Source organism: Verrucomicrobiia bacterium (assembly GCA_035765895.1).
Taxonomy (GTDB): domain Bacteria; phylum Verrucomicrobiota; class Verrucomicrobiia; order Limisphaerales; family DSYF01; genus DSYF01.
On record DASTWL010000049.1, the window covers coordinates 1 to 23,014 of the forward strand.

Here is a 23,014-nt window from a genome sequence, read left to right on the forward strand (position 1 = left end):
ATGACGACTACCAGAATCCGCCCAAGGGCATCGTCGAACATTGCATGGAAGGTCCGTATATGTTCAAGCGGCGGGGCATCTACTATTTGATGTATTCAGACAACATGTGTCAGGACTCGACCTACAACGTCAAATATTCCACCGGCACATCGCCCACCGGTCCGTTCACGTATGATCCGGCGAAGAATCCCATTCTGGAAACCACCGACGACGATACGGTGGACGGCCCGGGGCATCATTCGATGCTCGTGGATGGCGACCGGGTGTTCATTGTTTATCACCGGCATGACAACCCACACGATCCGGATGGTGCCCACCGCCAAACCTGCATTTCGGAGCTGCATTTCAACGCCGACGGTTCGATCAAAAAAGTTGAGCCAGACCATCTGGGCGTGGGTTACCTTGCCCCGTCCACCGTTCGCGACTCCAACCTGGCGCTCGGCAAACCGGTGACGGCCTCGTCTTATCTAAGTCCGGATTTCAGACCTGAATACGCGGCGGACGAAAACAACGGCACCCTTTGGAAAGCGGCGGACAAAAATTATCCCCAATGGTTGCAGGTGGACCTGGGCAAGAAATCGCCGGTCCGGCGGGTCGAGACGGAATTTCAGTATCCGCAGGTGACGAACCGTTACTTGATCGAATGCTCCAACGACGGCCGGCGCTGGCAGACTTTTGCTGATCGCCGGCAAAACGCCCAGCCGGGCATCATGATTGACCGGGGCGACGCGCAGGCACGCTACGTCAAAATTACCCTGCTCGGACAAAACTCGGGCCGTCCCGACCAGTGGGCCGCGCTGTGGGGATTCAGAGTTTATGACGGCATCGACCGGCCCAATCAAGCGCCCGTGGTGAAGCTTGGGTCCACCCTGCATCTCAACTTCCGTTACCCCACGGTCACCCTCGAAGCGACCGTTCACGATGACGGCCTGCCGAACGGGCCCCTGGCGCTCGCGTGGAGCAAGGTGAGCGGCCCGGGCAACGTCACGTTTACACATCCGGAGCGTGTGCGCACCGGCGTTGCCGTGGACCGGCCCGGCAAATATGTGCTGCAACTGACGGCTGACGACGGCCAGCTAAAGGGCAGGGGCACGCTGGAAGTTGATTTCGCCGCGCCTACGGAGCGCATCCTTGACTACAGTTTCGATGAAGCGAGCGGCGCCATTGCGAATGACTTTAGCGGCAATGGCCAGGATGCCGTTTTGCGGGACGGCACCACGCGCAGCTTGGGGATGCACGGGCGGGCCATTTACCTGGACGGAGTGAATGACTATGTGGCTGTTCCCGCCCTCGGTGCGTTGAAGTGCGCCACCATCGCGGCGTGGATCAATCCCCGTGTCGTGCGTCCCAATACGGGCGTCTTCTGTTCCACCGGGACGGGGCGGGGAGCCTTGCGATTGACGGTCAACGGGAACGGGGCCGTGCAGTTGGCCGTCGAAGGCGCTGCGCCTCAGGCCTCCGAGTTTCGCTTTGCGCCGGACCAGGCCGGGGAATGGCGACACGTCGCGGTAACGTATGATTCGGAGGCCAAGACGGTGGCGTTCTACATCGACGGCAAGCTGGATGTCCAACGGCCCCTGAAGGAAGCTCCCGCTCTCCAACTTGCCACTCCTCTGCGGCTGGGCGGCGCCAATTCCGGAGCGCACAACTTCAGCGGGGAAATTGACGACTTCCAACTTCACGAACGCGTGCTGTCGGCGCGTTCCATCGCCCGCCTCGCCCGGCGGTCCTCGTTCGTGAGCGTGGCGGAGGCGCGCCGCCTCAAGGATGGTCAATCCGTGGCCCTGGTAAGCAAGCCCGTGACGTTTGCAGCCGCCAATCCGCTCAGCTTGGAGCGTTCCACAGATTTCTTCTATGTGGCTGATCGCGATGGCCGGGCTGGTCTCCGGGTGGAGGATGGAAAGGTCGGACCGGACAAAGTGCGGGCCGATGCTTGTGCCAGTTTCACCGGGATTTTGCGGACCAAGGCCACCGGCGAACGTTATGTTGAATTGACGTCCACACCGACGGTGGGCGCCGCCCGGCCGGTCGCCGCGCAGACAATCAAAATTGCGAACTGGCCGACGGCCATTGGCTGTCCGGTCCGGATCGAGGGCGTGGTGAAACAAATTGCGGCCGATGGCCAGTCGTTGATCATGAGCGACGGCTCCGAAACGGGTGAAGTCAAAGTCATTACGGGTGACGCCACGCCACGGACGAAGCTCGAATCGGGCAACTCCATCGCGGTTGTGGGGGTTGTGAGTTGCGAGGACGTCCCCCGGCGACCGGTGATTTGGACGAGCGAATTGACGCGGCTAAGTCCGCCCGCCACGGATGTGCTGGCGGTTTATTCCTTCGAGGGAACCGGTGAAACTGCGCAGGATTCGTCCCCGAATCATCAGGATGCCCGGCTGCTGGGCGGGGCGACGCGCACGGCCGGCAAAGCGGGCCAGGCGCTGCAACTGGATGGGGAGCATGGCTATCTGCAACTGCCGGACCTCGGACAGCAAACCGCGGTGACGGTTGCCTTGTGGGTGAACTTGGCTGACTATGCCAAGGATACTTTCGCATCGGTGCTCCATTGCGATGGCTGGAACTGGGGGGACTTCCATTGGAACGTGGCCGCTGACAATCATAAACTGAACGCCTACCTGAATGGCATCGGCGAGCTGCATTCGCAGTTCCAGTTTACGCCCGACAAGCTGGGCCAGTGGGTGCATGTGGCGCTGACTTATGACGCCAGGGCGCGCAGTCTCCGGCTGTATGTCAATGGGGTCGAGGAAGCGGCTTCCGGGATCGAAGCTCCCCGCGCCGTAAATCTCTCCCACGTCAAGGTGGGTTGTTGGGAAGGGCATGCCCGCTTCTGGAAGGGCGCCTTGGATGAAATCCACTTTTACAACCGGGCACTGACGGCCGCCGAGATCCGCAGCCTGGCGGCCGCCGCTCCGGCAAATCCATGAGCCAGCCGTTCAACCAAAAATTCACCAATCATTGATCATGTTCATGCGCATACCTGCAGTTTGTCTTTGTCTCACAATCGGCGTTTCCAGCCTCCCGTTGGCCGCTCCGGCGGCGGAAACGCGGTGGGCGGTAGAGCCCGTTGTTCCCAGCGCTCAACAGTTGTTCGCGCCCGGCGCGGTGCGTTTGTTGGACGGTCCCTTCAAGGATTTGCAGGCTGCGGATCTTGCCTATCTCCTCCGGTTGGAGCCGGACCGGTTGCTTGCCCAGTTCCGGGTCGAGGCCGGCCTGGAACCGAAGGCCAAGCCCTACGGGGGTTGGGAATCGCCGGCGCAACCCGGCAAGACCTGGTCCCTGGCCGGTCACAGCCTGGGCCACTATCTCAGCGCCGTGAGCCGGATGTATCGCCTGACCGGGGATGAGCGGCTGAAAACACGCGTCGCCTACATCAGCCGGGAACTCAAGGAATGCCAGGACAAGCGCGGAGATGGATCGTTGGTGGCGTTCCCTTATGAGCGCGAGTTGGAGGCCGACATCCGTGCGGGAAAAGTCGAGACCATCGACAAGTATTGGGCGCCTTTCTACACGATCCACAAGGACATGGCGGGACTGCGCGACGCGTGGCTCTGGTGTGAAGACGCAACAGCGCGTGATGTGCTCGTTCGCATGGCGGATTGGTGCGGTGGCCTGGTGAAGGATCTTTCCGACGAACGGCGCGAACGCCTGCTGCAAATGGAGCATGGCGGCATGGCGGAAGTGCTGGCCGACGTTTACGCGATCACCGGCGACCATAAGTATCTGGAGTATGCCCGGCTCTTCGAGCACCACGCGGTCATGGATCCGCTGGCGCAAGGCAAGGACATTCTTACCGGCCTCCACGCCAACACCCAGGTTCCGAAATTCATCGGTTACGAACGCATCCACGAGCTGGCTGGCGATGAGAAACCTGGAGCGGCTGCGGCATTTTTCTGGGACACCGTCGTCACCAATCGCACCTGGGTGAACGGCGGCAACAGCATGCACGAGCATTTCCCCGCGCCGCAGGAGATGGGGGAGTTGATCCCTCATGATGGCGGACCGGAGACGTGCAACACCTACAACATGCTCAAACTTACCGAGGCGCTCTACCGGGAGGAGCCGACGGCGGATCAGGTGGATTTCTATGAGAATGCCCTGTTCAATCACATTCTTGCCTCGGAAGCCCCGTTGGTGGGGGCGGGGGCGTTTGTCTATTACACACCATTGCGTCCGGATTTTGCCCGCTCCTACGGCACGGACTTCAACTCGTTCTGGTGCTGCACGGGAACCGGCATGGAGAATCCCGGGCGTTATCCCGATTTCATCTATTCACACACGACCAACACGCTCACCGTGAATCTGTTCCTGGCCTCGGAGTTGAACTGGTCCGAGCGCGGCGTGGCGCTCCGCCAGGAGACTCGTTTTCCCGACGAGCAGCGCAGCACGCTGGTGTTTACGGCGGCGCCAAAAGACGCGTTGACCTTGCGAATCCGTCATCCCTTTTGGCTGGCGTCCGACCGCTTGCGGGTAAGCGTCAACGGGCACCTGGTCAAGGCCGCATCACAAGCTGGCGGTTATGCGGAGTTGACGCGCCGATGGCAGGCGGGTGACCGCGTGGACATCGAATTGCCGATGAGCATCCGTGTCGTCCGCGAGCCGCAAACGCCGGGATGGGTTTCGTTCTTTTACGGCCCCATTCTGCTGGTGGGCCAGTTGGGAGCGGAGGGCACCACGCAATCCGATTACATCGGACCTTACACGCCGATCAAAGCGATGCGGCCATTGGAGAAGGCGCCCGTGGTCGTGGTCCGCAAGGACAAGGACATGATCGCTGACATTGCCCCGGTCCCGGGCGAACCGTGCGTCTTCCAAACCTCCGGATTGGTGAAACCCGAGGATGTCACATTGGCGCCGTTCTTCCGCACGCACTTTCAGCGCTACGCGATGTATTGGCAGGTCACAGACCCTCAGAGTTGGGAAGCCAACCAGCGCAAGATCGCCGAGGCGGAACGGGCCGAACGCGAACTGGACGCCCGCACCGTGGATCAGGTGCGCATTGGGGAACAGCAGCCGGAGATTGATCACAATTTGCGGTTTGAACATTCCGAAAGCGGCACCGGGCCGCAGAACCGGCGCTGGCGGGACGCGCGCGCCGACGGCTGGTTCAGCTATGAACTGAAACTGCCGCCCGCCGGAACGAAATCAGCGCTGCACCTGGTCTATTGGGGAGGCGATGGCGGACGGGCATTTGACATTCTTGTCGATGGGCAGGTGCTCGCGACCGAAACGCTTCGTGGCGGCCAGGACGGATACTTCGTCGTCGAGCATCCGCTGCCCGACGCCATGGTGGCCGGCAAGGACAAAATCACCGTGCGGTTTCAGCCCAAGCCAGGAAGCATGGCTGGCGGTGTCTTCGGGATTCGCATCGTCAAAACCAAATGACCCGCGGCACAGGGCGGAACGCACCTGATTCATAACAAATCACAGAACCAAGCAAAGCGAACTACATCTATGCATCGTCACACTCATTTGTTCATACTCACGCTGGGCTTGCTGGCCGTGTTTCCCTTGTCGAGCCACGCGCAATCGCCGGAGCCGGCAGCCACCATCCGCGTCAACCTCAAGGCAGAGAAGGCGCCGGTGTCGCCGAATCTCCACGGCATCTTCATGGAAGAGATCAGCCATGCCTTCGATGGCGGCATCTACGCCGAGTTGATTCAAAACCGCAGTTTCGAGGAAGGCGTTGTGCCGCCGGGCATGAAGCTGGTCGAGAAGCCGGACGGCGGATTGAAGATGGAACTAAAGTCACTGCCGCCGGGCGTGCCGACAAATCAATGGGACATGCCGTGGCCGTGGAACGGGAATTGTGGCTGGGATACCAACCGGGCGCTCATCGGCTGGTCGCTTGAAAATCGGGGCGGCGCGAAAGGCGAAATGCAACTTACGGAAGCCAACCCGATGAACGCCGCCTCAAGCCGTTCGTTGGCCATGCACATCACGCCCGGCGACAATTCGGCAGGCCGCGTGGCACTGATCAACAGCGGTTATTGGGGCATCAATGCGCAGTCCGGCGTGGCTTACGATCTGAAATTCTATCTGCGTCCGGGAACGTTCACCGGGCAAGTGACCGCATCCCTCGAAAGCAGCGACGGGAAAATTCTCGCCAGTCGCGATCTGGGACAGATTAAGGCCGGGACGACCTGGGAAAAGCACACGGCCAAACTCAAGGCGACGGGCACCGATCCGCAGGCGCGCTTTGTCCTTTCCTTCCGGGGTCAGGGCGACTTGCAAGTGGACTGGGTTTCGCTCTTTCCACCGACTTTCAAAAACCGGCCCAACGGCCTGCGGCCCGAACTGGCCAAATACCTTCAAGACCTGAAGCCGGCGTTCATTCGTTATCCGGGCGGTTGCTATGTTGAAGGGCTATCGTGGGAATCGGCCCCTGACTGGCGCACGATGGTTTGCCCGCCGGAAGAACGTCCGGGGCAGTGGGGCTATTGGCAATACCGCTCGACGGACGGGTTCGGTTATCACGAGTTCCTTCAGTTCTGCGAGGACATCGGCTCGGACGCGATGTATGTCAGCTTTGCGGGCATGACGGTGCATCCGGAGAACAACTGGCCGCTCGACAAGATCGCGCCGGTTGTGCAGCGCACGCTCGACGCCATCGAATATGCCATCGGACCGGTGAATTCCAAATGGGGCGCCCGTCGTGCGGCCATGGGGCATCCCAAGCCGTTTCCCCTGAAATACGTTGAGATCGGCAATGAACATCCGCCCGCCATCTATGGCGACTACTACAAAAAATTCCGCGACGCGATCAAAGCCAAGTATCCCGACATCACGGTCGTGATGAGCATGTTTTGGAGCGGATTGAATCAGGCGGCCATTGCCCGCGCCGGCGATCAGAACATCGACATGGTGGACGAGCATGCCTACCGCGACGCGTCTTGGATCCGCTCGAACTTTGGCTATTTCGACAAATATCCGCGCAAACCGTGGAGCATTTACGTGGGCGAATATGCCTCGCATCATGGCGGCGGCGACTGGTATGGCGGCATGGGGGACTCGCTCTACCTGATGATGTGCGAGCGCAATGGGGATCTCGTCAAACTGGCGAGCTACGCGCCGTTGTTCTGCAACGTCAACAAGCGGGATTGGGGCATCAACCTGATCGAGTTCGATTCGTCCCGGAGTTTTGCCCATGCCTCCTACTACGTGCAGAAGGTGTTTGCGGAGAACCGGCCCGATGTGAATCTGGCCACCACCGTGGCGCTTCAATCCACCGAAGCCAGTCGGCCGCTGCTGGCGGGACGGTTCGGACTGTGCGCCTGGAGCACGCTAAACGAGTTCAAGGATCTCCGCATTTATGATGAAAAGGGCAACTTGGTTTGCAGCGACGATTTCCAGACGCTGACCAACTGGGATACGCCTGGCACCGGCACATGGCGCGTCGAGAACGGCGTGCTGCAACAAACCGACCCGGGCGTGGCTCCGGCGATGCTCTTTCTTAAAAATTTCCGATTCGCAACCGGGCGGGTCACAATCAAGGCGCGGCGCGTCAGCGGCGCGGAGGGCTTCCAACTGCTCTTTGGCACCGACCGGCCCGAGCGTGGCCTCGATTGCAATTACGGCGGGTGGGGCAACACGCGATCCGCCATGGAAGTCGTCTCCGCCCAAGGCATCTCCGCCCGCGTGGATGGTGAACTCCAAGGCGCGCTCGAAAACAATCGCTGGTATGACCTCAGTCTCGTGCTGACCAAGGACTCCGCGGAAATGTTCCTGGACGGCAAGCGGGTGAGCCGCGTGACGGCGGAGTTCCTGCGGGAATTCTTTGCCACGGCGGGTTACGATCGGAAAAACAAGACGGTGGTGGTCAAGGCGACCAGTTACAGCAGCAAGCCGCTGCGGGCCGAAATTCAACTCGACGGTGCGGCGCGCGTGGGCCGCTCGGGCCGGCAGATCGTCATATCCGCTCCGCAACAGTTCGATGAGAACTCGTTGGAGAATCCCCGCCTGATTGTGCCGCGGGAATTGCCGCTGTCCGACGTGTCCGAGCGTTTTTCGGTCGAATTGCCGCCGTATTCGGTCAATGTGCTGCGCCTCCCAGCCCGGCCCAAGTAAGAAGGAGACATGGTGCTGTGAATGCAATTGCTTTGCGTCGGCCGGTTGGGCGGTGGTGGCACACTCTGGTTTTGGTTGCGTTGCTCGGCCTTGCGGCCGCCGCGCGGGCGGATGTCAACCCGCTGGCCGTGGATCCACCGTCGCCGGCGCTCACCAATTACACGAGTCTGGGGGAGTGGAATGTGAGCGGGGATTTCGAAGGCTGGACCACGGCGCAACTGGCGGCCACGTCGGTGGCCGGCGGCGTGCTTGCCGGCACGCCCTCCGGCGCCAATCCACAAGTCATGTTGCTCAACCTGGCCAACGGGCCGGATTTGGATCTGGCCTTCAACGATTATCTCGACATCCGGCTCCAGGTGTCGGCGGGTTTCAGCGGCAGCATTCAAGTTTACTTTGGCACGACGAACACGCCGGGCATCAGTGCCGCGCGGGTCTTTACCATCGGCAACACCAACATCCCAAACGACGGCGCCTTTCATCTGTATCGGCTCTTTTTGGGCCCGCAGGCGTATTGGCGCGGCAGCCTGTCGGATCTGCGCATTGATCCGCTTGGCACGGGAGCCAGGCCCAACCAGACCTTTGCCATTGATTATGTGCGGCTCGGCGATCTCGCGGGCGACATTTACCATCCCTCCTACGTGGCCGGCAGCGTGCCGGGTCCGGGAACCAACAGTCCCAATGGCTTCCCAACTCTGGAACTGTCCTCGAAACACTTCCGCTTCTGCTGGGACATCAGCATCACCTCGAACAGCTTCTGGACGGCGGACATGCCACATGGGACGCTCCGCAATTTTGAGGAGGTCTGGAAGAGCCAAGTCTGGCACCTGGGCTTTCCCGAACCCAGCCGTCCCATGGGGACATCGCTGCCTTACACAGGACCGAAATACAAGGTGAACGTGACCACCTGGTATGGCGGTTATTGGACGGGGGGCGACGGCAACGGAATCCCCTGGGTCAACATCACGCCCGACGGGCTCCGGGTGGATCCGCCGACGTGGGTGCCACCGCATGAATTCACCCACGCATGTCAGGAGGACGCCAATGCCGGCGGGAATCAGACAGTGGATGGCCAGTTTTGGGAGAATCACGCCAATTACGGTCGCGAACAATGGCTTTACTATTTTCCGTGGAATACGAATCAAAGCAATTTGGATCCCTATTATGCCGACACGTCGCATTTTTGGATCGGCCACGGACGGAATTATTATCTCTGCTGGCCATTTTGGCTGTATCTGGACGAAAACCCGGACAACCTGCCTGGATTGGGCGTCAGCAATGGCGTGTTCATCTCCACGAAGCTTTGGCAAGCGGCGCAGTCCGGGGAATACCTGTGGGACACGCTTGGACGGTTGGCGCCGGGCGCCCCGGTTCAGGACATCATTGGTTACATGGCACGACGCAACGTGATGTGGGATTACTCACATCGGGCGGCCTTGACCAATGCGGCCAAAACGGGTGACACGGAGCTTAATCAGCGCTGGACTTACGCGGAGTTGCGCCAGCGGCCCGACGATCCGACATGGTGGCAGACGCCGCTTGAATTCGCGCCGCAACAGACCGGCTACAAAATCGTCCGCCTCGTGCCGCAAGGCACCGGCTCCGGACGTGTGGTGAGCGTGAATTTTCACGGCCTGCCTGACAGTGCCCGCGGTGCGGACTGGCGGGCCAGCCTGGTCGTCGTGTCCACCAGCGGCGCGGTGCGCTACAGCAGTTTGTGGAACGCCGGTGTCAACTCGGTCACGCTGGCGGCCAACGAGAACGACGTTTATCTCAGCGTCGCCGGCACACCGGCGTTGCCGTTCCTCCCCGAGTCCATCGATGATGGCCAGCAGTCGTATCAATCATCCCCGGCCAAGGCGCGGTTTCCCTACGAAGTGCAGATGAGCGGCGCCGTGCCTTACGAGAGCGCGAACGGGAGCACGGCCGGCCTGGTCCACGTGTCGAATGGAGGCGGTTGGCGGGCTTCAAGTGCCATCGTGGATGCCACCGCCTACGTGGGCCCCAATGCCCGTGTGCTGGGGACGGCGCAGGTGCGAGGCGCCGCGCGCATCGAGGATTACGCCGTCGTGGAGGGCAACGCGATCGTCCGGGACAACGCGATTGTCAGTGGTCACGCCCTGGTGCGCAACAGTGCCCTTGTGAAGGACTATGCGAAGGTGCGCGATTACGCGATGGTGGTGGACAGTGCCGTGGTCAGTGGCTCCGCGCGCGTGATCGAGCACGGCCAGATTACCGGCAGTTCGGTCATCACTGACTGGGCGACGGTCAAGGGTTCTGTTTCCACGTGGCACGACAACAACGTCGCCACGGGGTCGCAAGCTTGGAACGATGCGGTGCTTGACGGTGACTTTTCCACCTGCCAGTCCGTCAGCAACGGCTTTCACTTCGGCTTTGAGGAATACAATCCGGGGCCGCTGATCTGGATCACCAACCGCACCGCCCCCCGCCGTTTGTATGCCGCCTATGAATTCACTGCGCCGCACGATTCGCTGGCCAAGGATCTGCTCGGCGTCACTGATGGATACCTCGAGGGAAATCCGGCTTGGTTCAGTGGCGACCGGCAGCACCGGGGATTCCTGGCCTTCAATGGCGCGGACCAATACGTGATTTTGGACCGATCCTTGTCGGATCTGAGGGAGACGACCATCACCGCCTGGGTGAAATGGTCGGGCGGCCCCGCCAACCAGCCGGCGTGGTATTTTGGCACCGCGCCGACCAACGGCATGTTTTTCACGCCCGACGACGGCACCGGGAAGGCCGCTTTTTCCATCGCCCATGCGGGGGTGACGCAGACGCTCACCGGGTCAAATGCATTGTCCGTGGGAGTCTGGACGCATGTGGCCGTGTCCCTTTCGAACAATGTGATGGGCCGGCTCTATCTCGACGGCGTCAATGTGGCCACGGGAAGCATCACGATTTCTCCCGACCAGCTCAATGCGCCAAATGTGAACACCGCGGCCCAGCAGAATTATCTGGCGCGCGGCGCCGGCCGTTCGCTGCCGTTCTTCCGCGGCGCGCTGGATGGTGTGCGCGTTTACACCGGCCCCCTGACCGATGCGGAAATTGGCGCGATGCAGCCGCCGGCAAACTTCACCGGCACCGGCACGTTGTATGTTGATTTGCGGGCCACCAATGCCGCCTCCAGTTCGCTGTCCCTGTTCAATACGTGGACCAACTTGGGCGCCTCGGTCGGCAACTTCACCAAGAGCGGCGGCCTGTCCTACTCGACCAATGTCGCGGGCACGGGCATCCCGGGAATCTTGTTCGATGGTGCCAGTGGGCGCTACAGCTCGGCAAACATGTCCATCGCAGATCTCACGGGCGCGAGCGACCGGACGATTGAGGTCTGGGCTTGCAATCCCACCCTGGCCGGTGAGGAAACCATGGTCTCCTTGGGAGACCGGAGCGGCACCCGAAAGAATTGTGGTTTCAATTTTGGCAACGCGCCGGGTTGGGGCGCGGCAACTCATTTCAATGACGACGTTCCGTGGGGCGCAATGGGACTGCCCGCGGCCAATGCGTGGCATCATCTTGTCTACACTTATGACGGCAGCCGGACGGTGAGAATCTACGTGGATGGATTGTTGTGGTATACCGATCCGCTCAACGGATCACTCGTTACTCCCAACGGGGATTCAGTCAATGTCGGTTGCCAGCGGGCTGCCGGAGGTGGGGGGACGGCGGGGCAGTTCTTTTCTGGCTACATCAATGCCGTCCGCGTTTGGGGCGGGGTGATGAGCGCCAGCCAGGTGGCATCGAATTATCTCCGTGGGCCGTGGACCTTCCCCGCAGCGCCCCAAGCCATTGCTTTCGCCCCCATTTCCAACGTCACCGCCAGCGTCGGTGTTCCCCTGGTCATCACCAACGCCGCGACTGATCCGAACCAGCCGCCGCTGCCGCTCACGTTCAGCCTGTTGAGCCCGCTCGATGGCGCGGCCATTGACGCCGCCAGCGGCTTGTTCACTTGGCGTCCCGCGGTGGCGCAGGCCGACACGACCAACTTGATCACGCTTCAGGTCGCCAACAACGGCATGCCCGGTCTGACGGCCACGCAGAGTTTTGTCGTGCGCGTGAACCCCGTGGCCTTGCCGGGCGTTGCGAATGCGGGAGTTTCCAATGGCCAGTTTGGGTTTCAGATCAATGGCGACGCGGGGCCGGATTATCTGATTCAAACTTCAACGAATCTGTTGGATTGGACAACGGTCCTCAGCACCAACTCGCCGGCGCTGCCGTTCAATTGGACCGATCCCAGCCCGGCGCTGGATGCGGCACGATTCTACCGGGTGCGCCTTGGACCTTGAAGCCCGCCGATTGTGCGCGTCGCCTGCATTCAGGCGACGGTCGGTTGACCGGCGGAGTTGGAATGAACCATCGCCACAGCCGCGCCGGGAAAGTTCATCTCAAGGATGCCGCCAACCGGTGGACCTTGAATCCCAACTCGATCCGCCTCCGGTCCGCGCAGCAGCGGAATTCCCCCTGACCGTCCAAGCTTGGTCTGCACCGATTTCCCGCCATCTCTCCGCGCCGTGCGGCGGCCGCGTGAAGAGCGCACGGGTTTTTCTAAAATCAGCAGTGGTGCGAGCAGGAAAGGCCGTGACTTAATTAGGGATTAACGACGACGGTGGCAAACTTGGAAACCGACATGAAGAAATTCACTGGCGCCTTGCTGGTTTTGATGTTGTTCGCCGGCCTGGCCCGGGCGGATGTTCGATTGCCGCACATTTTTGGCGACCACATGGTGCTTCAACGCAACGTGAAGGTGCCGGTCTGGGGTTGGGCTGACCCGGGTGAAAGGGTCACGGTCGAGTTTGCGGGCCGGCGGGTGTCGGTTTCGGCGGACAAGGACGGCAAGTGGATGGTAAAATTGGCGCCCCTCAATGCCAGCAGTGAAGGTCGCGAGCTTACGGTTTCCGGGAGGAACACGATTGTTTTGAAAGATGTCCTCGTGGGCGAGGTTTGGGTGTGCTCGGGCCAGTCCAACATGGATTTCAACCTGGGTGGCGTCATTAACGCACAGGAGGAGATCCGGCGTGCCAATCATCCCCAGATCCGCCATTTCACAACCGGCTACGCCGCTCCCGCCGAGCCTGCCAAGGACTGTCAAGGTCAGTGGGTGGTGTGCTCGCCTGAGACGGCTGGCGGATTCACCGCGGTTGGTTACTTCTTTGGCCTGGAACTGCATCAAGCGCTCAACGTCCCGGTCGGTTTGATCAAGTCGGCAGTGGGCGGCACCCCGGTGGAGTCTTGGACCGGCAAGGAAATGATGATGTCTGAACCGGCGTTTGCCGCAGCGCTCAAGCTTTACGACAACACGCTCAAGAATTATCCGGAGGCCAGAAAGAAGTATGAGGCAGAAGTCGCGGCACGCGATGCCGTGATCAAGGCGCCGGTGGAGGACAAGGGGTGGGAGTCCCCCTCGCTGGAGGACGCGGATTGGAAAACGATTCCGCAGCCCGACATCTGGGAAAACCATGGTCTCAATATCGATGGCGTGGTCTGGGAACGATTCGCGGTCACGATTCCGCAAAGTTGGGCAGGCAAGGAACTCACCTTGCACCTGGCTCCGGTCGACAATGAAGATCTCACGTATTGGAACGGGACCAAGGTGGGCGAAGGCAACGATTACAAACAGGTCCGGTCCTACACGGTTCCGGCCAGTCTCGTAAAGGCAGGCTCGACCGTCATTGCCATTCGGGTCAATGACACCGACGGCTGGGGCGGCATCAATGGGAAGCCCGAGGACATGTTCCTCGCGTGTGCAGGTCAGGGAAAGATCTCGTTGGTGGGGCAATGGAAATACAAGATCGCTTTCACGCTCCCACCGTGGCCGCGGGAGCCGTTGGGTCCGGGAAACGCATTCCTGCCCACCGCACTTTACAACGGCATGATTGCGCCATACGCCGGCTACGGCATCAAGGGCGCCATCTGGTATCAGGGGGAGGGCAATGAAAGCGACAAACCCGGCAGCTATTTTTACAAGATGCGCGGCATGATTGCCGGCTGGCGCAAAGCCTGGGGCGAGGGGGATTTTCCGTTTTACTACACCCAGATCGCCAACTTCCGCGATCCAACCGATGATCCGGCTGGCAACGACGGCGTCCACTGGGCCACTGTCCGTCAATCGCAACTCCAGACGCTGAACGTGAAGCATACCGGCATGGCCGTAACCATTGATCTCGCCGATCCGGACAACCCGGGCGACATCCATCCCAAGGACAAGCAGGACGTTGGCCATCGTCTCGCCCTGTGGGCGCTCGCGAAGGATTACGGCCAGCGCGGCCTGGTTTACAGCGGACCGATTTATAAATCGATGCGGGTCGAAGGCGACCAGATTCGCCTCCGCTTTGACTGCACGGGTGGCGGGCTTGTAGTGGGTTCCAAAGCGGGGATCAACCCGTTCCAGGAACTCAAAGGTGCCAAGCTGCAGTGCTTCGCAATCGCAGGTGCGGATCGCAAGTGGTTTTGGGCCAATGCAGTCATTGACGGCCATACCGTGCTCGTTTCCAGTCCGGAGGTGGAGCATCCCGTCGCGGTGCGCTACGCGTATTCGATGAATCCGGCCGGCAACAAGCTTTACAACAAGGAGGGCCTGCCGGCGTCCCCGTTCCGCACCGATAATTGGTAATCGTCAAGCAATCCCATGTCTGCCAAATGCCATGAGTTGGGGGGGGAAGCCGGTGGTCTGAGTGCTCACTTGTCCGGTGGGTGCGTCAGGTTTCGTGGCTTGGCTTGGGTGGCGATCGCGGTCTTGCTGGTTTTATCGGCTCGCGCCGAGGTTCGCCTGAACCGGTTGTTCACCGATCACATGGTGTTGCAACGCGAGATGCTCGCGCCGGTTTGGGGCTGGGCCGATCCGGGTGAGAGGGTCTCCGTGCAGTTTGCCGGTCAAAGCGCCACGGCTGTGGCGGGTCCGGATGGAAAATGGATGACCAGATTGGGGCCTTTCGCGGCGAGTTCCTCCGGGCGGGACCTCGTTGTCACGGGAAAGAACACCCTCACAGTCACCGACGTGTTGGTGGGAGATGTGTGGCTGGGATCCGGCCAGTCCAACATGGAATTTGCGATGCGTGACGTGGAGAATTCAAAGGATGAGATCGCCGGAGCCGACAGACCTTTAATCCGCCTTTTCACGGTGCCGCGCTCGGAGAAGAGCCAGCTCGCAGATGATGTGGATTCGAAATGGGTGGTTTGTCGGCCGGACACCGTGAGGGATTTCTCGGCGGTGCTGTATTTGTTTGGTCGCGAGATCAATGCTGAGACGAAGGTGCCGGTCGGCCTCATTCACAGTTCGGTTGGCGGGACGCGCATCGAGTTGTGGACGGCGCCGGAGGGTTTCGCCACCGTGCCGGAGTTCGCGGGTGCGGTGCAGGGCATTGAGGCTGCGGAGCGACAGTATCGCGAGCAAATCCTGCCCAAGGCGCTTCCGCTGTTGGAGGACTGGATTGCGCGGACCAAGACGGCTTTGGCGAATGGCACCCGAGTGCCGGTCGCGCCGGACTGGCCCGATCATCCGCGACTTGGAAACTCCGGTTTATATTTGGGAATGATTCATCCGCTCGTGCCGTTCGGCTTGCGCGGCGTGGCCTGGTATCAGGGCGAATGGAACGGGGGCGAGAACGACATTTATGTCAGGCGGATGCAAGCGTTGATCGCTGGTTGGCGGCAGGTATGGAACCGTCCGGATCTGCCGTTCTATTACGTGCAGCTCGCGCGCATGCCGCAGAAGGATGATCCGCCCTGGCTGGGTGACGGATTGTCGCCCACACGGGAAGCGCAGCGCAAGAGTCTCGCCATCCCGCATACTGGCATGGCGGTGATCATTGACTTGCCCGGTGACTCTGGCTGGCATCCGCGCAACAAGCAGGATGTGGCCAGGCGGCTGTCGCTTTGGGCGCTGCATAATGAATACGGCCGGAAAGACCTCGTTTTCAGTGGGCCGCTTTATCGCGAGATGACCGTGGAGGAGGACAGAATTCGGCTGCGCTTTGATCATGTCGGATCGGGACTGATGGCGGGGAGCAAGAACGGCCTTGAGCCAGTGAAGCCGGCGCCGGACCAACCACTAAAAGAGTTTGCAGTGGCGGGCGCGAATCGGAAGTGGGTTCTGGCGGAGGCCAGAATTGACGGTGCCGATGTGGTGGTTTCTTCCCTCGAGGTTCCTCATCCCGTCGCGGTGCGTTACGCCTATTGCAATGATCCCGAAGGCGCAAACCTTTACAACAAGGAAGGCCTGCCGGCATCGCCATTCCGAACGGATGATTGGTAAAACGGTTTTGGTGAACAGCCTCCGGCTATCACGAATTTTGAGAGACACATTTGCCGTATGAAAGACTCGACGATTATGATCAAATCAAGGAACCAGTTCCTTTGTGCGATGATTTTTTTGGCTGCGATTGGCGGGCCTGCGCCAATCGTCCGCGCCGCCGCGACGGCACGGGACCCGGTGGTGGAAGTTGTTGCCAGTCCCGACGCCGCGCTCGGCAACCAAAATTACCCGGGCAACCGCGCGCCACTGCTGCCCAGTCCGCTCATCAATTTGCCGTTCGGTGCAATCAAGCCCCAAGGCTGGCTGCGCAAGCAGTTGGAGCTGGAGGCGGACGGCTTCACCGGACATCTCACCGAGATCAGCCCGTGGTGCAACAAAGAGGACAACGCCTGGCTGAGTCCAGAAGGTGAGGGGGCCAATTCATGGGAGGAAGTGCCCTATTGGTTTCGCGGCTACGCGGCACTCGGCTATGTGCTCGACGACCAGAAGATCATCAAGGAAGCCCAGCCGTGGCTTGAAGCCGCCATCGCCAGCCAGACCGAATACGGCTATTTCGGCCCGCGCGCCAATTTGGGTGCGCCGGTTCACCCGGCCGTGCCGGCCGATCTGTTCACGACGGGCGACGGTCAGCCCGGGCTTACGGCAGAATATTTTTCCGACCAGAATTTCGAGAAGCTCCAGGGCAAACGGGTGGATCCGCAGGTGGATTTCAACTGGCGAAAGACCAGTCCTCCGATGGCGGGGCTCGGCGGAGAGCATTACAGCGTCCGCTGGACCGGCCGACTGACGGCCAAACAGACGGGTGACTATGTCTTCTCGTTGTATTGTGATGACGGCGCCCGGCTCTGGCTGGACGGCAAGGTGGTCGTTGAAGATTGGGGCGGTCATCCAGCGCGCACGACCGTGGCCCGCCAATCCGTGCATCTGGAAGCCGGCAAACCGTGCGACCTGCGATTGGATTACTTCAACGACATCAACGACGGCGAAATTCGCCTGGGTTGGAAGCAGCCTGGCGCGGTGTATGAGGCCCGCAACATGCCGGACCTGATGCCGAACCAAAACATGCTCTTCGCGCTCCGGTCGTATTACGAATACAGCGGCGATGAACGGGTGTTGAAGCTGATGCAGCGCTACTTCGACTGGGAGCTGCAGATTCCGGACAACAAGTTCTTCTCCGGTGGCTGGCAGGTGCCGCGCAATGGTGACAATCTCGACAGCGTTTACTGGCTCTACAATCGGACCAGCGATCCCAAGTTGCTTGAGCTGGCAGCCAAGCTGCAACGCTGCGGTGCCAGTTGGATGGGCAAAGTCACCGGCGGGCACAACGTGGATTTCTCCCAGGGCTTCCGCAAACCCGCTGAGTTCTACCAGCAGAACCACGATCCGAAATTCCTGGCCGCCACGGAGAACAACTGGAACAGCATGATGGACATTTACGGGCAGGTGCCGGGCGGCATGTTCGGCGGCGACGAATTTGCGCGCGCGGGCTTCACAGACCCGCGGCAGGCGATTGAGACGTGCGGCGCCGTCGAGATGATCATCTCCGAAGCAACATTGCTCGATGTGACCGGCGACACCAAATGGGCCGACCGCTGCGAGGACATCGCTTTCAATACGCTGCCCGCGACGATGACGGCGGACATGAAGGCGTTGCGTTATCTGACTTCGCCCAATCAGGTCAACTCAGACGCGCGCAGCAAGGCGCCGGAGCTGGCCGATGGCGGACCGATGCAGGTGATGAATCCCCATGACCACCGCTGCTGCCAGCACAACAGTGGCGCTGGCTGGCCCTACTTTGCGCAGAGTTTGTGGAAAGCCGCCCCGGGCAACGGACTGGCCGCCGTGATGTATGCGGCCAGCACGGTAAACGCCAAAGTCGGCGATGGCGTGAAGATCAGTGTTGCCGAGGAAACGCATTATCCCTTCGATGGCACGGTCACGCTCAAGCTCCAGACTCCGACGTCCGTGGACTTCCCGCTGTATCTGCGCATCCCGGCCTGGTGCCAGAAGGCGAGTCTCGAATTGAATGGTCAGAAGTTGCCGTGCGACAGCCAGCCGGGCGCCTATCTCAAAGTTCAGCGGCAATGGAAGAACGGCGACACGGTCACGTTGAGTCTGCCCATGCCGGTCCGGGTGAAAACCTGGACCGCGAACCAAAACAGCGTTTCGGTCGAGCGCGGCCCGTTGACCTTCTCGGTCCAGATTGGCGAGAACTACGTTCGCTACGAACCCGCGCGCTTTCCGGAGCCGTGGCCCGCGTGGGAAATCAAACCGGCGTCGCCCTGGAATTACGCGTTGCAGATCACGCCCGCCGATGTCGCTGATTCCTTCAAGGTGGTAACGAAACGATGGCCGGAGAACAACATGCCGTGGACCCAGGAAGGCGCTCCGGTGGAGTTGCTGGCGAAGGCGCGGCAACTTTCCAACTGGCAGGAGGACCATCTGGGGCTGGTTGACAAGTTGCAGCCCAGTCCGGTCAAATCGGATCAACCGCTGCAGACGATCACGCTGATTCCCATGGGCGCGGCGCGATTGCGGGTCGCGGCCATTCCCGTGTTGGGCGACGGGCCGGACGCCCACGCCTGGCAGCCGCCGCCGGAACCGCTCACTTCCTATAGTCGTGGTGGACCCGACCCTTACGAGGCCATGTTCGACGGCAAGGTGCCGGAAAAGTCGAACGACCGGAACCTGCCGCGCTTCACCACCTACTGCTTTGGTGGCGCTGAAGATGGGAAGCTCCAATGGGTCAGGAAAAACTTTGACGCCGAAACCACTGTCTCTTCGTGCGAAGTCTTCTGGTATGACGAATCACAGCCGCCGGGCGACGTGCGGCTGCCGAAATGGTGGCGGGTGCTTTATCGGGACGGCGACGAGTGGAAGCCGGTGCAAAATCCTTCCGGCTACGGCGTCGAGCCGGACAAGTTCAACGTCGTGACGTTTGCGCCGGTCAAAACCACCGCGCTGCGCCTCGATGTTCAATGTCAGGACGAGCCCAATCGCCATGCCATGGGCATTTACGAATGGCGAATCAAGTGAGCGCATTCCTGAAGACGGCTTGGGGGACGGCGCTCTGGCGCGGCCTCGGGCGTTGGCAACCGCTGAATCCGGCGCCAATTTTCGCCTGACAAAAACTGAATTCGGGACAAGCCGATCAAGTCATAGACATGATGATCATCTCACGGACATTCCCCATCGGATTGCTGGTTTTCTGCCTTGTCCCGGCGCGCTTGTCCGCCGCGCCGGCTGAAGGTCAGCCAGGCGTCAGGACGATCAAAGTCATCCATCCGCCGGAGCAAGGCTTCTTTGCCAAGGAACTCGACTACGAGGGCATACCCATCAAGGCGCCGGACGTCGTGGTGGATGCGGCTCTCTACGCCGCCTACGACCGGCTCTCCATGATGTTGACCAACCTCCCGAGCGTGCGCGCGAAACTCCGCGCTGCCGGAGCGGAATTGCAAATCATCGGGCGCGATCAGGTCACCACGGATTTGCCGGATTGGCGGCACGACAAAGGCAAGCCGCTGCCCGAATACAACGGGCTGACCCGCGACCAGCGCACGCGCGGCATGGGCGGCCTGCACACGTCCTGCGGCGAGGAGAATCTGCTCAAGCTCGAGAAGGACCGCTATCGCGGACGCGATATCTGCGTCCACGAATTTGCCCACAACATCCTCGGCAGCGGCGTGTCGCGTGAGGTTCGTGAAATGGTGCGCGCGCAATATCGCCGGTCGCTCGACCACGGTTTATGGGTTGGTTCCTACGCCGGCTCGAACCTCGACGAATTCTTCGCCGAGTTGACGATGTGGTATTTCGGCACGCACGGCGACCTCGGCATGAATGGCCCCAAGCCTGCGAATGGCCGCGCAGGATTGAAAGCCTACGATCCGGAAGCGTTCAAGCTGCTGGATGATTTTTACAGCGGACGTCTGGAAGCAGGCGCTCCCATTGCCGCATCGAAGACCAATTCAGCAAACCAGTGATATGCCCATGAAACCCATTCAGAACATCCAAGGCATTGCGTGCCTCGCAGTATTGCTCCTCGCCGTCGGGCGCGCCGGTGCAGCGGAGGAATCACCTCAATCCGCGACAACTACGGGCGTCAATCTCGCGGTCGTGGCCGAGACCGCCACCTCGTATGTGTCGGGACACGAGACGATCACTGCGCTGAATGACGGCGCCACGCCGGCCAATTCCAATGACAAGAGCCACGGCGCCTACGGGAATTGGCCCCAGCGCGGCACGCAATGGGTTCAATACACCTGGCCCAAACCGGTCTCGATCAACCGCATGGACGTTTACTGGTTCGATGATCACGGTGGCGTGCGTCTGCCCAAGGCGTGCCGGTTGAAGTATTGGGATGGGAATGCGTTCGTTGAAGTCAGCCAGGCGAGCGGACTCGGGCTGGCGGAGAATTGCTTCAACACCACGACGTTTCCGGAATTGACCACCGCGAAGCTGCGGCTGGAGTTTGATGGGAACGACGATGGGGCCTCCACCGGCGTCCTGGAATGGCGGGTTTATGATTCCGGCAAATCGCCCAACTTTGCGCCCAGTGTCACCGCGGGTGTGGACCGCGTGGTGGTTCTCGCGGGTCAGACTTACTTGAGCGGGACGGTGAAGGATGACGGCAAGCCGGCCGGGAAGGCTCGAGTTCGTTGGCTGAAGGAATCGGGGCCGGGGCGTGTTGATTTTGCCGACGCCAGCGCGCCGGAGACCACGGCGCGGTTTTCCAAGGCTGGCGATTACGTGCTCAAACTCACGGCCGACGATGGGCAGCTCAATTCATCCAGCTCCGTCAAAGTCCGTGTTACGCCGCCGGCACCCAAGGCCCATTTGATGCCGGTGTGGACCACACGTTATCAGGTCAGCAGTCCGTTCTGGCGGCCGCGGCTCAAGAATTTGATCGTGAACTGGATTCCGCATTGTGTCCGGCAATGTGAAGACCCGACGTTGAAGGAAGGCGAAGGCGGCATTGAAAATTTCGTGCAAGCGGGCCGGAAGCTTGCCGGGTTGCCCGCCAAGCACACCGGCGCGGTCTTTGCCAACACCTGGGTTTACAACACGCTGGAGGCGATGTGCAACGCGGAGATGTTCGACGCGCAGGGCGATCCGGAAATCATCGCGGCCCAGGCGTCCATGCGGCGGACGATTGACGACTGGGTGCCCAAGATCTTGAGCGCCCAGGAACCGGATGGTTACATTCACACGCAATATACCATCGAGGGACATCCCCGTTGGACTGACAAAGGGGCTCACGAAGACTATCAGGCCGGAAATTTCATCGAAGCTGCGATCGCCCATTACCTGATGACGGACGGCACGGACCGCCGGATGCTTGATGCGGCCAAACGTGTCGCCGACTGCTGGGTGAGAAACATTGGCCCCGCTCCCAAGCGTGCCTGGTATCCCGGGCACCAGGAAATGGAGCAGGCGCTGGTCAAACTCGCACGCCTGGTTGAGCAGGTGGACGGCCCAGGCCAGGGCCGGGACTATGTCGCCATGGCCAAGTTCCTTCTCGATTCCCGTCGTAATGGCGAGGAATACGACCAGAGTCACCTGCCGGTCACCCGGCAATACGAAGCAGTGGGGCATGCGGTGCGGGCGGTTTATTCCTACTCCGGCATGGCGGACGTGGCCATGGAGACCGGCGACGTGGATTATCTCAGCGCCGTGCAGTCGCTCTGGGACAACATCGTCAATCGCAAGTATTACCTCACCGGCGGCGTGGGCAGCGGTGAAACGTCCGAGGGCTTCGGCAAGGATTTCTCACTGCCCAACAACGCCTACTGCGAGTCGTGCGCCAGCTGCGGCGAACTCTTCTTCCAGACCAAGATGCAGATGATCTTTCAGGATGCCCGCTACGCGGATTTGGCCGAGGAGACGATATACAATGCCATCCTCGGCGATGTTGATCTGGACGGTCAGAATTACACCTACACGAATCCGCTGGATTCCAGCGGGCACCGTTACAAGTGGCATGTGTGCCCGTGCTGTGTAGGCAACATTCCGCGCACGCTGCTCAGCCTGCCCACGTGGACCTACACGAAAGGCGAAAAGGAACTTTACGTGAATCTCTTCGTCGGCGGCACCGTCAACGTCGGCGAGCTCGCCGGGACGCCGGTGAAGATCACTCAGGCGACTGAATATCCCTGGCAGGGCAAAATCACGTTGACCGTCAATCCTGAAAAGACCGCCCGTTTCGCGCTCCATGTGCGCGTGCCGGACCGGCAGACCAGCGGGCTTTACACCGCCACGCCGGCCGTGGTCGGGCTGGCTTCGCTGGCGGTCAACGGAAAGACGGTCAAGCCGGTTGTTGTCCGCGGTTATGCCGTGATTGACCGCGCTTGGGCGGCGGGGGACAAAGTCACCTGGGAAGTGCCGTTGAAGGTTCAGCGCGTGACGGCCGACGAACGCATCGCCGCCGATCGCGGCCGGATGGCGTTGCGTTACGGACCGCTGATTTACAACGTCGAGAGCGTGGATCAGGATATGGATTCTCTTCTGAGCCCGAACGCGCCGTTGGCCACCGAGTGGCGTGGCGATTTGCTCGACGGCGTGATGGTCATCAAGGGGAAATACACGGACGGCAAGCCGCTGCTGGCAATCCCCAACTATGCGCGTTTGAACCGGGGCGGGCGTTCGCTGGTCTGGCTGAAACGTCAGTGAACA

At 60.8% G+C, this 23,014-nt stretch carries 9 protein-coding genes; all 9 read left to right on the forward strand.

The features are described 5' to 3' along the window. Positions 1–2,939: LamG-like jellyroll fold domain-containing protein (locus VFV96_10350; protein HEU5070795.1), on the forward strand; the 2,939-nt coding region annotated here is incomplete at its 5' end. Between the two features lie 43 nt (positions 2,940–2,982). Continuing rightward, on the forward strand, positions 2,983–5,397 hold the full coding sequence (locus VFV96_10355; GenBank protein ID HEU5070796.1) for a beta-L-arabinofuranosidase domain-containing protein: 2,415 nt from the start codon (positions 2,983–2,985) through the stop codon (positions 5,395–5,397). A 69-nt stretch (positions 5,398–5,466) separates the two neighbouring features. Beyond that, positions 5,467–8,079, forward strand: coding sequence for an alpha-L-arabinofuranosidase C-terminal domain-containing protein (locus VFV96_10360; protein HEU5070797.1), 2,613 nt, complete (start codon positions 5,467–5,469; stop codon positions 8,077–8,079). A 71-nt stretch (positions 8,080–8,150) separates the two neighbouring features. After that, positions 8,151–12,380, forward strand: coding sequence for a LamG-like jellyroll fold domain-containing protein (locus VFV96_10365; protein ID HEU5070798.1), 4,230 nt, complete (start codon positions 8,151–8,153; stop codon positions 12,378–12,380). Positions 12,381–12,721: 341 nt separating this feature from the next. Continuing rightward, positions 12,722–14,704: a sialate O-acetylesterase gene (locus VFV96_10370; protein ID HEU5070799.1), complete on the forward strand. Its 1,983-nt coding sequence runs from the start codon at positions 12,722–12,724 to the stop codon at positions 14,702–14,704. Between the two features lie 180 nt (positions 14,705–14,884). Continuing rightward, positions 14,885–16,345, forward strand: coding sequence for a sialate O-acetylesterase (locus VFV96_10375; protein ID HEU5070800.1), 1,461 nt, complete (start codon positions 14,885–14,887; stop codon positions 16,343–16,345). A 108-nt stretch (positions 16,346–16,453) separates the two neighbouring features. Beyond that, complete coding sequence (locus tag VFV96_10380) at positions 16,454–19,381, forward strand: beta-L-arabinofuranosidase domain-containing protein (GenBank protein HEU5070801.1); 2,928 nt, start codon at positions 16,454–16,456, stop codon at positions 19,379–19,381. Between the two features lie 128 nt (positions 19,382–19,509). Continuing rightward, positions 19,510–20,325 carry a hypothetical protein gene (locus VFV96_10385; protein HEU5070802.1) on the forward strand — a complete coding sequence of 272 codons (816 nt, stop codon included), beginning with the start codon at positions 19,510–19,512 and terminating at the stop codon, positions 20,323–20,325. Positions 20,326–20,332: 7 nt separating this feature from the next. After that, positions 20,333–23,011, forward strand: a complete 2,679-nt coding sequence (locus VFV96_10390) for a beta-L-arabinofuranosidase domain-containing protein (protein HEU5070803.1) — start codon at positions 20,333–20,335, stop codon at positions 23,009–23,011. The last annotated feature ends 3 nt before the right edge of the window (positions 23,012–23,014 follow it).

What these genes read in the sequence shown, in the direction of transcription:
- VFV96_10355 (HEU5070796.1), top strand. Translation starts at nt 2,983, where the DNA reads ATGCGCATACCTGCAGTTTGTCTTTGTCTCACAATCGGCGTTTCCAGC.
- VFV96_10360 (HEU5070797.1), top strand. Translation starts at nt 5,467, where the DNA reads ATGCATCGTCACACTCATTTGTTCATACTCACGCTGGGCTTGCTGGCC.
- VFV96_10370 (HEU5070799.1), top strand. Translation starts at nt 12,722, where the DNA reads ATGAAGAAATTCACTGGCGCCTTGCTGGTTTTGATGTTGTTCGCCGGC.
- VFV96_10375 (HEU5070800.1), top strand. Translation starts at nt 14,885, where the DNA reads ATGGTGTTGCAACGCGAGATGCTCGCGCCGGTTTGGGGCTGGGCCGAT.
- VFV96_10380 (HEU5070801.1), top strand. Translation starts at nt 16,454, where the DNA reads ATGATTTTTTTGGCTGCGATTGGCGGGCCTGCGCCAATCGTCCGCGCC.
- VFV96_10385 (HEU5070802.1), top strand. Translation starts at nt 19,510, where the DNA reads ATGATGATCATCTCACGGACATTCCCCATCGGATTGCTGGTTTTCTGC.
- VFV96_10390 (HEU5070803.1), top strand. Translation starts at nt 20,333, where the DNA reads ATGAAACCCATTCAGAACATCCAAGGCATTGCGTGCCTCGCAGTATTG.